The organism is Micromonospora sp. NPDC049102, assembly GCF_043197485.1.
GTDB lineage: Bacteria > Actinomycetota > Actinomycetes > Mycobacteriales > Micromonosporaceae > Micromonospora.
The window spans coordinates 48,917-58,698 of sequence record NZ_JBICTE010000042.1; the positions used below are offsets into that span (position 1 = coordinate 48,917).

The following is a 9,782-nucleotide window of genomic DNA, read 5'->3' on the forward strand; positions in this document are numbered from 1 at the left end:
CGTGGAGCCGACGATGAACGACAGCCCTGCGGGCACCGGTGCGGGGACGGCCCTGCTGGCACCCCGTTGGAAGCCCGCGCCCCCGCCGCACTGGGGCCCGGCGGCGAACGGGCCGGCGGCGAGCCGTTGGCGGCGACCGTCCCCGAAGCTCGTGGTGGCCGTCGCGGTCCCGCTCGTTCTTCTGGTTGGCGCGGGGACGGTCGTGGCCGTGACCCGACCCGACCTCCCGCGCCAGAAGGTTCTCGACACCGCCGCCCTGCAACGGCAGGTGCTGACCGTGCTCCGGGACGACTACGGGCTGAACGCGGACACCGTCGCGTGTCCGGTCGACCAGCCGGTCATCGAGGGACACCGATTCACCTGCACGGCCGAGGTCGACGGGGCGACGGTCACGACCTGGGTGACGGTCCGGTCCACGGGTCAGCTCGACGTCGCGCGCCCGAGGTGATCGGCCGGGGAAGCGGGGTGCGCCAGGGCGTCGGCGCGGGCCGGTAAGAGTTCGTCACGACGTCGGTAACTGGCGGACCGTAGCGTCGAGGATCGGGTCGATCGTCGGTGCCGGTCGCAGGACGGTGTCGGCGGCGGGCCCCGCTCGCGCACCCGCTCGCTAAGGACCAGGCACCCGCCAATGACAACGGCTCACGAGACCTGTGCGGCGTCCGGTCGGAATCCCGCGCTGGACGAGTTGATGGCCGATCACACCCGGCCGCTGCTCACCTTCGTCGAGAAGCTTGTTGTGGACCACCACCTCGCCGAGGACATCGTGCAGGAGACGTTCATCCACGCCTGGCAGCATGGTGGCCGACTCCGTCTCAACGAGGTCCCGGTCCGGGACTGGTTGATGACGGTGGCGCGTGATCTGGCCGTGACGTCGCTGCGGAAGGTCGCCGTCGGGCGTGAGCGGACCGCCCCGGAGGTCGACGTCGCCCAGCCGGACCACGCGGACGCCGCCGTCGCGGCCGCCGAGGCGGTCTCCATGCTGCGGCGGTTGTCGGTCGAGCACCGAGCGGTGCTCCTGCACACCTACCTGGCGGGACGGACCACGCACCAGACGGCCCACATACTCGGAGTTCCGGTCCGTACGGTGCGGTCCTGGCATCACGACGCGCTGTCGACCCTGCGGACGAGCTTCCTGACTGTCTGACCCGGTCGACCCGCCCGTCGTCAGGCCAGGGAGCGCAACCGCGAACCGGAGGCGTCCACGCTCCGTTTCGCGCCGTGCACGCTGAGCCCGGTCAGCCGGATGCCGCCCAGCTCCTCGGGGATGTGCGGGTCCGTGCCGAGGACGCCGTCGCTGACGTCGAGCCCGAGCATCGTCCGCAGGAAGAGCAGGGGCGCGCCGCTGGCCCACGCCTGGGGGTTGCAGGCGGTGGGGTACGGAACGGGTCGGCGTCCCAGCGAGCGGTCGTACCCGGAGAACGCCTCGGGCAGGCGGTAGTCGAAGTGGGCCGCAGCCTCGAGCATCGCCATCGCGATGCGGTTGGCCTCGTCCCGGTGGCCGTACCGGGCAAGACCGGCGGCGATTATCGAGTTGTCGTGTGGCCACACGGTGCCGAGGTGGTAGCCGATGGGGTTGTACCCGACGTCCACGGTCGCCAGGGTCCGCACACCCCAGCCGGAGAACATCTCGTCGGACATCAGGTGCCGCGCCACCACGGCGGCCCGCTCGGGTGGAACGATCCCGCTCCACAGCAGGTGACCCATGTTCGAGGTCATCGAATCGATGGGCCGCTTCCCCGCGTCGAGCCCGATCGCGTAGTAGCCCCCGCGCTCCGGTAGCCAGTAGTCGCGGTTGAACCGCTCGCGCAGATCGGCGGCCTCGGCCCGCAGTCGTCGTGCCAGCGGGGCGTCGGCCCAGGGTCCGTCGGCGAGTTCCGCGGCGCGTAGCTTGGCGTCGTAGGTGTACCCCTGGATCTCGCAGGTGGCGACCGGCAGGTCGGGGAGCCTGCTGTCGGCGAACTGCACACCGTCCGGCGAATCGCGCCAGCACTGGTTGCGCATGCCGTTCGGAGAGCGGGTGCCGTACTCGACGTAACCGTCGCCGTCGCGATCTCCGAATTCGTCGATCCACCGCAGCGCTGCGTCGGCATTCGGTCGCAACTGCCGCACCAACGCGTCGTCGCCGGTCCATCGCCAGTACTCGGAGAGCAGGATGAGCCACAGCTGGGTGGTGTCGGCCGCGCCGAAGCAGGGGCCGTAGGGCTCGATGCCGAGCTGCGTCAGCTCACCCGAGCGGAACTCGTGCAGGATCTTGCCGGGGTCCTGGTCGCTGAAGTCGTCGACGACGGTGCCCTGGTGCGCGGCGAGAGTCAGCAGTGCCCCGCGCGCGACGTCCGGGCCGCAGGTGACGCTCTGGTACGCCGTGATCAGCGTGTCCCGCCCGAACACGGTCAGGAACCAGGGCATGCCGGCGGCCAGCAGGACGATCTCCTGGCCGTTGATCTCCTTGACGATGCGCATCGACACCAGGTCCGCGGCCGATTTGTGGTACACGTTGCGCAACAGTTCCGAATCCGCGGTCAGGTGCGGTTTTCTCGTCACCCAGCGTGTCGCCGGGTCGTCGGCGTCGGCGTCGTGCGACTCGCCGAAGGTGCGGCTGCTGGGCTGGAACTCCCTACCCTGACAGGTCAGCAGGACGCGTAGCTCGCAACTCCAGGTGCCGCCGCGTTCCAGGCGCACGTCCCAGGCCAGTGCGTCGCCCTCGACCCGGTCGGCGGGCGGGTTGGCCTCGACCGTGGTGGCGACCGACCAGCGCGAGTTCTGGTAGGAGAAGCGCAGGGCGGAGCCGTCCGATTGGTGGTTCCGCCGGATGTCGGCCAGCCTGCTCGGAGTCGACCTCTTGATCTCGAAGAGGTCGGCGAAGTCCGCGCCGACATCCAGCCGCAGACGTACGGAGGCCGGCTCGGCGCCGAAGTACTGCAACACGACGCGTTCGTACATGCCGTCCCCGACGAAACGTTCCCGGCGCACGCCGATCTCGTTCGCCCGTAGGTCCGGCAGTTCCGGGTTGGCGAGAAAGAAGGCCGCCGAGTAGGGATCGACCGTACTCGCGCTGAGCACCAGTGGAGCGTGTCCGCCCAGGGTCATCTCCCAGTGGCTGATATAGCGGGTGTCGTCGTGCACCAGTCCGGCGATGGAATCGTCCGGCACGTCGCCGACAGAATTGGACAACACGAAGGTCCGGCCCTCGAATATGCCAATGGAATCCGAGCCGAGTTCCGGCGGCATGTCGCGGTTGGCCCCGCCGTGGTGGGTCTCCTGCTGTTTCGTCGGCCGAGAATTCATGAACCCGCACCTCTTCCGTGGCAGGGGGCGGCCCCGCCGGACACGCTTGCAGTCTAGGACTCGAAAAGACGGCCTCGCTGCCGTTTGGCGCGGGATCACCGGCCTCGATGGGAGAAGGACGAACGGTGCCGGGACGTCATTATCCGACGTATTCCCCGCAGTGACATATCTGTTGCCGCTACCCCGGTCCGGTGTTTCGTCCCGTTCCGCCCTCGGTGACGAGTTCTGCCAGCGGACCTCCCACGTAGACTGGGAGCGCGGGTGGTACCCGATGGTGGCGACGGGTCAGGCGAAACAGGAGATTGAATTGTCGAGTGCGGTCGATGTCCGCCAAGGGAAAGACGGATCTCGGCCGACCGGTGCTGCGCTGCGTCTCGAGATCCTGGGTCCCCTGCGGCTGTGGCGCGACGGTGTCGAGTTGGACGTCGGCCCTCGTCAGCAGGGTCGTCTGCTGGCCCTGCTCCTCGCCCGCGCAGGGCGACCCGTCAGCGCCGCCGACCTCATCGAGCTCGTCTGGGGCGAGGACGCCCCGGCCAGCGCCTCCAACGTCATCCACAAGTACGTCGGCGCGCTCCGGCGACTGATGGAACCCTCGCTTCCGCTGCGGGCGCCCGGCTCGTACCTGCGCCGGCACGGTGGTGGCTACCTCTTCGCGCCGGCGCCCGGCTCGCTGGACCTGTTCGGCTTCCGCGAGCTCGTCGGCACCGCACGGGCGAGCCTCACGGCCGGCAATCGTCACGAGGCCCTGGACCGCTACGTCCAGGCCCTGGCGCTGTGGCGCGGGCCGGCCGGCGACACGTACGCCCACGGCACCACCGCGATGTCGATCTTCGCTGCGCTTGATCGGGAGTTCCTCGATCTCTGCGTGCCGGCGGCCGAACTCGCCATGTCACTGGGACGTCCGACGCACGTGTTGCGGCCCCTGCGGCTGGCCGCCTCGATGGCACCGTTCCACGAGCCGGTGCAGGCGAGTCTGATCGCCACGCTGGGTGCCGGCGGGCACCAGGCCGAGGCGCTGGAGATGTACCGGTCGGTCCGCACCCGTCTCGCCGAGGAGCTGGGCATCGATCCGGGCGAGGCACTCCAGTCCGCGCACCGGCGGGTGCTGGCCGGGACGGCAACGACCTCGGAGGGGACAACGACCTCGGAGGGGAACGGCCCGACCGGCGGCGGGACACGGCGGAGCGTCCGGTCGGGGCCGGTGCCGCTGGTACGACCGGCGCAGCTACCGCCCGACCTGCCCGCCTTCGTCGGGCGTACCGCCGAGCTGTCGGCTCTCGCCGGCCTGCGCGCGGGGGCGGCCGACGCGCGAGGAACGGGTCCGCTGGTCGTCGCCCTGGACGGGATGGGCGGCGTGGGAAAGTCCACGCTGGCCGCGCACTTCGCCCACCTGGTCGCCGGGGGTTTCACCGACGGTCAGCTCTACCTCGACCTGCGCGCGGAGCAGCCCGAGACCGACGGCCTGTCCGCCCGGGACGCGCTCGGATCGCTGCTGTCGTCGCAGGGCTTCCACATGTCCAGCGTCCCGGAGACGCTCGCCGCGCGGGTCGGCATCTACCGGAGCCTCACCGCGGGCAGAAATATGCTCGTACTCCTCGACAACGCGCGCGACGCCGCCCAGGTGCGCCCGTTGCTGCCCAACTCCCCGCAGTGCCTGGTCCTGGTGACCAGCCGGAGTCCGCTCGTCGACCTCGCGGTCCGCGACGGCGCACACCTGCTGCACCTCGACCCTCCGGACATGCCGACCGCCCGCAGGCTGGTCCAGCGCCGGCTGGACGACGCGCCGAACCGCGCCCTGGCGGGCAGCGCTCCGGTCTCCGACACTCTCGACGAGATCATCGAGATGTGTGGCCGTCTACCCCTCGCGCTGGCGATCCTGGCGGGACGGCTGAGCGCGCGCCCGCGACTCGCCCTGGAGGACGTGGCCGCCGAGCTCCGCGACGGCGCGCAGCGACTCACCGCCTTCTCCAACAACCACGGGGTATGCGATCCGCGTGCCGCGTTCGCCTGGTCGTACCGGCAGCTCAGCCCGGACGCGGCCCGGCTCTTCCGCCTGTCCTCCGCCGCCATGACGGCCGGCATCTCGGCCGAGGCGTTCGCCAGCATGTCCCAGACCCCGCCGTCCCAGACGCGGGCGATGGTGCGGGAACTTGCCGACGCGGCCATGCTCGACGAGGACGACAGGGGCCGGTTCACCTCGCACGTCCTGCTCAGGGCGTACGCGCAGGAACTGTTCCTCGCCGAGGAGCCGGTGACTGAGCGGGAGGCGGCGATCAGCCGGCTCCTGCGGCACTACCTGCACAGCAGCTATCAGGCCGCGCTCCTGCTCGCGCCGATGAGCCCGGCGGTCGCGCCGGCCCCGGCCCCGGACGGTGTCGTCGTGGAGCGACCGTCTTCGTACGACGCGGCGGTCCGCTGGTTCGACGACCACCGGGAGACCCTGTTCGAGGCGGTACGTCGTGCGGCCGAGGGCGCCTACGGCGTCCTGCCGTGGCAACTGGCTCTCACCACCTGGCCGTGGTTGCAGCTCACCGGGCGCTTCCACGACTGGCAGGACGTGATGCGGGTGGCGCTTCGGGCCGCCCGCGACAGCGGGGACGAGGTCGGTGCGGCCCACGCCATGTGGGGCCTGGCCGACTCCTGCCACTACTTGGCCACCTACGACGAGGCGCTGGATCTGCTCACGGACGCGCGGACGATCTTCGCGGAGCACGGCATGATCGCCGAGTTGGCCGCTGTCCATGGCGCGCTACAGCGGGTCCACAGTCAGCTCGGCCAGCACGACCGGGCGCTCGAGGAGAACGAGAGGGCGCTGTCCCTGTACCGTGCCGCGGGCATCGAGCACGGTGAGATCTGGGCATCCGTGGCCCGGGGGCACGCGCTCGTCCAACTCGGTGCTCCCGGCGAGGCCATGGCATGCCTCGACGATGCGCTCGCCCGCTGCGAGAAGTCCGGACCGTGGACGGACGAGGCCGCGATCCGGACTCTGATCGGCGAGTGTCTCGCTCTGCTGGGGCACCAGCGCCAGGCTCGGGACCAGCTCGAGCAGGCGTTGCAGGCGGCCGTCGAGGCGCGGAGCCGGATCCGCGTCTTCGAGGCGTCGGTCCGGCTCTGTGGGACGTTCCTGGATCTCGACGACGTGCCCGGCGCCTGCCACGCCTGGCGGCAGGCCTGCGACGCCATGCACGCCATGCAGAACGGCGGGACCCGTTGCATGCGGGACATGGTGTGCGACCTGGGGGACAGGCTGCTCGGTGTCACCGACTACAGTCCTCGATCCGAGGACGTGCACGCCTGACACCCGTTGGGGCCGGCGGATGCGCCGTGCTCCGGCCAGCCGTCTGACCTGTGCTTTCGGCCGATGATCGCTGGGCCGCACCGCCCACTGTGGCCTGTTGCGCGGCACGCGACCGGTTGAGCATGTTATCGATAACATGCTATGTTCCGGCGCGGGGAGCGAAGGGCACGCTCCCAGTCACCGCGGACAGTTGGCGCAGGCACGCCGAGGGCTCGCCTTCCCGCCGCCGCGCCGGTCGGTGACCAGTCCGGGCCGCTCCGCCACTGCCAGGCGACCGCGCGGTCGTCGGACGCCCCGGTCCGGCTGCACGCCCCGCATTCCATGCCCGTCGCGGACAACCCCGGCAGCGACGGTACGGCCCGTACGCCACCCGTGTACGCCGCACCGGCCGCCGAAGCACGCCGGCCCCGCAACGGAAGGACGTCCTGTCACGCCGCCTCGTCGGCCGACCCCTCGTTCCGCGTGTGCGGGGCGAGCACCCCCACCGGCACGAACCGGAGCTCGCCGACCGCCAGGCGAGGCGCATGTCGTACGCATGATCAACGGCAAGGAGTCGAGCAATGGTCAGACGGAGAAAACTACTGACATTCGTCGCGGCCGCGGCGGTACTCGTCGTGACGACCGGCGGCGCGCTGAGCGCCGGGTTCCGCGGCGAGGCGGCGGCTGCCACGAACGGCACCCTCGCGGCGACCGCGGGCTGCGGTAAGGCACCCACTCTCACCAACGGGACGCGCACGATCACGAGCAGCGGTCAGAACCGCACCTACATCCTCCAGATCCCGAGCGGGTACGACAGGAACCGCCCGTACCGGCTGATCTTCGGCTTCCACTGGTTGAACGGGTCGGCCAACAACGTCGCCTCGGCCGGCTACTACGGCCTCGCGCCGCTGTCGAACAACAGCACCATCTTCGTCGCGCCGCAGGGCATCAACGCCGGGTGGGCCAATACCAACGGGCGGGATCTGACCCTCTTCGACGACATCTCCCGGCAGGTCGAGAACGACCTCTGTGTCGACACGACGCAGCGTTTCGCTCTGGGCTGGAGTTACGGCGGGGCCATGAGTTACGCGGTGGCCTGCGCCCGACCCAACGTCATCCGTGCGGTCACCGTCCTCTCCGGCGCGAACCTCAGCGGCTGTAACGGTGGTACCCAGCCCGTGGCGTACTTCGGTATCCACGGCATCTACGACAGCGTGCTGAACATCTCCCAGGGTCGGGCGTTGCGCGACACGTTCGTCAGGAACAACGGCTGCACCGCGCAGAGTCCCCGTGAGCCCAGTCGGGGCAGCCTGACCCACATCACCACCACCTACTCCGGCTGCCGTGCGGGATACCCCGTGCAGTGGGCGGCGTTCGACGGCGACCACACCCCGAGCCCGGTCGACGGGTCGTCCAGCCCCAACGATTCCCGGACCTGGACCTCGGGGGAGATCTGGCGGTTCTTCAGCCAGTTCCAGTCCACCACTCCGCCGACCGCCCCGCCGCCGACCACGCCGCCGCCGACCACGCCGCCGCCGACCACGCCCCCTCCGACGACGCCCCCTCCGACCACCCCGCCGCCGACGACGCCTCCGCCGACCGGTGAGCCGGGCACCTGCGCCGCCACGTACCGGGCCGTCAACAGTTGGCCGGGTGGCTTCCAGGGCGAGGTCACCGTCACCAACAGCACCGGCAGCACGATCGACGGCTGGACGGTACGGCTGACCCTGGCCAGCGGCCAGGGCATCAGCAGCCTCTGGAGCGGCACCAACACGGGCACCAGCGGCGACGTCACCGTTCGCAACGCCGCCTACAACGGCACGCTCGCGCCGAACGCCTCGACGACCTTCGGGTTCACCGCCACCGGCGACGGCGCCGCCCCGCCCAGCAACATCACCTGCACCAGCCCCTGAGTACCGATGCCCGGGTCCGAGGCCACCGGCTTCGGACCCGGGTGCCGGGGTTGACACCGGCACCGCTGCAGGGCGTACGCCGACGGCCGGATCGCCGCAAGCGCGTCCGAGGCATCGGGGTCGCGGACAATAGATGCACCGACGTCGATGTTAGCGTTGGTCATCCCGCGTCGCCGGGCGCGTCGGCCCGACCGTGGGCACTGTGGATGACGCGGCTGGCAGGCGTGCGACCGGCGTCGATGGGTCGAGCGCGCCACTTCGGCCGCACTTTACGCGGATGTTACGTCTTGACGAACAGCATGTTATCGCTCACAGTCGATGGGCAAGGGCGACGTCGGATGCGATACACCGCCGGCCGGCATCGTCGGCCGTGAATCAGGCGCACGTCCCCAGCATGCCGGGATCCTGTTAACGCGAACATTCCCGCCGTATGCGCCCGGTCCCGTGTCGCGAAGCGCCCAGCTTCGGGGTGGCCGTTCGGCTCCCCGGTGATTGAGGAGGATCATGTCTGCCATCGGTACGTCTCCGGCGATAGCACCGCCGTCGCGGCGGCGAGGTTGGTTGGTACGAGCGGCAGCCGCCACTGTGACGGCGGCGGTGGTGGCTGGCGCCGCTGCGATGGCGGTGTCGTCGCCCGCCGCCGCGGCCACTGTCGACACGAGCGCGTGGTATGTCCTGGTGAACCGCAACAGTGGCAAGGCGTTGGATGTCTACAACCTGGCCACGAACGACGGCGCGCGGATCACGCAGTGGACGCGTAACAACGGCAACCAGCAGCAGTGGCAGTTCGTGGATTCGGGTAGCGGCTACTACCGGGTCAAGTCGAGGTTGTCCGGCAAGGTGCTGGATGTTTCCGGCCGCTCGACAGCCAACGGCGGCGCGATCGTGCAGTGGTCCGACAACAACGGGACCAACCAGCAGTTCCGCCTCGCCGACTCGGACAGCGGCTATGTCCGGTTGATCAACCGCAACAGCAGCAAGGCGATGGAGGTGCAGGGCGCCTCGACGGCTGACGGTGGCAACATCGTGCAGTACGACGACTGGAACGGCACCAACCAGCAGTGGCAGCTCGTGCGCCTCGACGGTGGCGGTAACCCCACCACGCCGCCCCCCACCACGCCGCCCCCGGGTGGCACGTGTGACCTGCCGTCGTCGTACCGGTGGTCGTCGACCGGCGCCCTGGCGCAGCCCAAGTCGGGCTGGGTCTCGCTCAAGGACTTCACCGTCGCGCCCTACAACGGCCGGCAACTCGTCTACGCGACCACGCACAACACCGGCACGTCGTGGGGCTCGATGAACTTCGGCCT

At 70.2% G+C, this 9,782-nt stretch carries 6 protein-coding genes; 5 read left to right on the forward strand and 1 reads right to left on the reverse strand.

Translation table 11 applies throughout. The annotated features are described in order from the left end of the window. Positions 1-13: 13 nt before the first annotated feature. A complete protein-coding gene (locus ACGFH9_RS28425; RefSeq protein WP_393225171.1) occupies positions 14-448 on the forward strand; it encodes a DUF4333 domain-containing protein in 435 nt (144 codons plus the stop codon). Between the two features lie 180 nt (positions 449-628). Then, positions 629-1,144: a sigma-70 family RNA polymerase sigma factor gene (locus ACGFH9_RS28430; RefSeq protein ID WP_393225174.1), complete on the forward strand. Its 516-nt coding sequence runs from the start codon at positions 629-631 to the stop codon at positions 1,142-1,144. A 20-nt stretch (positions 1,145-1,164) separates the two neighbouring features. Here ACGFH9_RS28430 and ACGFH9_RS28435 read toward each other — a convergent pair whose 3' ends face one another. Beyond that, positions 1,165-3,285, reverse strand: coding sequence for a glycogen debranching N-terminal domain-containing protein (locus tag ACGFH9_RS28435; protein ID WP_393225176.1), 2,121 nt, complete (start codon positions 3,283-3,285; stop codon positions 1,165-1,167). 418 nt (positions 3,286-3,703) lie between these two features. On the opposite strand from ACGFH9_RS28435, the gene ACGFH9_RS28440 reads away from it, so the two are divergent. The 3 genes from ACGFH9_RS28440 to ACGFH9_RS28450 all read left to right on the forward strand — a co-directional run. After that, positions 3,704-6,583 (forward strand): BTAD domain-containing putative transcriptional regulator, encoded by a 2,880-nt coding sequence (locus ACGFH9_RS28440; protein WP_393225179.1) that lies wholly within the window; start codon positions 3,704-3,706, stop codon positions 6,581-6,583. 560 nt (positions 6,584-7,143) lie between these two features. After that, positions 7,144-8,475, forward strand: coding sequence for a cellulose binding domain-containing protein (locus ACGFH9_RS28445; protein ID WP_393225181.1), 1,332 nt, complete (start codon positions 7,144-7,146; stop codon positions 8,473-8,475). Positions 8,476-8,979: 504 nt separating this feature from the next. Beyond that, a partial coding sequence (locus ACGFH9_RS28450) for a non-reducing end alpha-L-arabinofuranosidase family hydrolase (protein ID WP_393225184.1) occupies positions 8,980-9,782 on the forward strand: 803 nt, incomplete at its 3' end.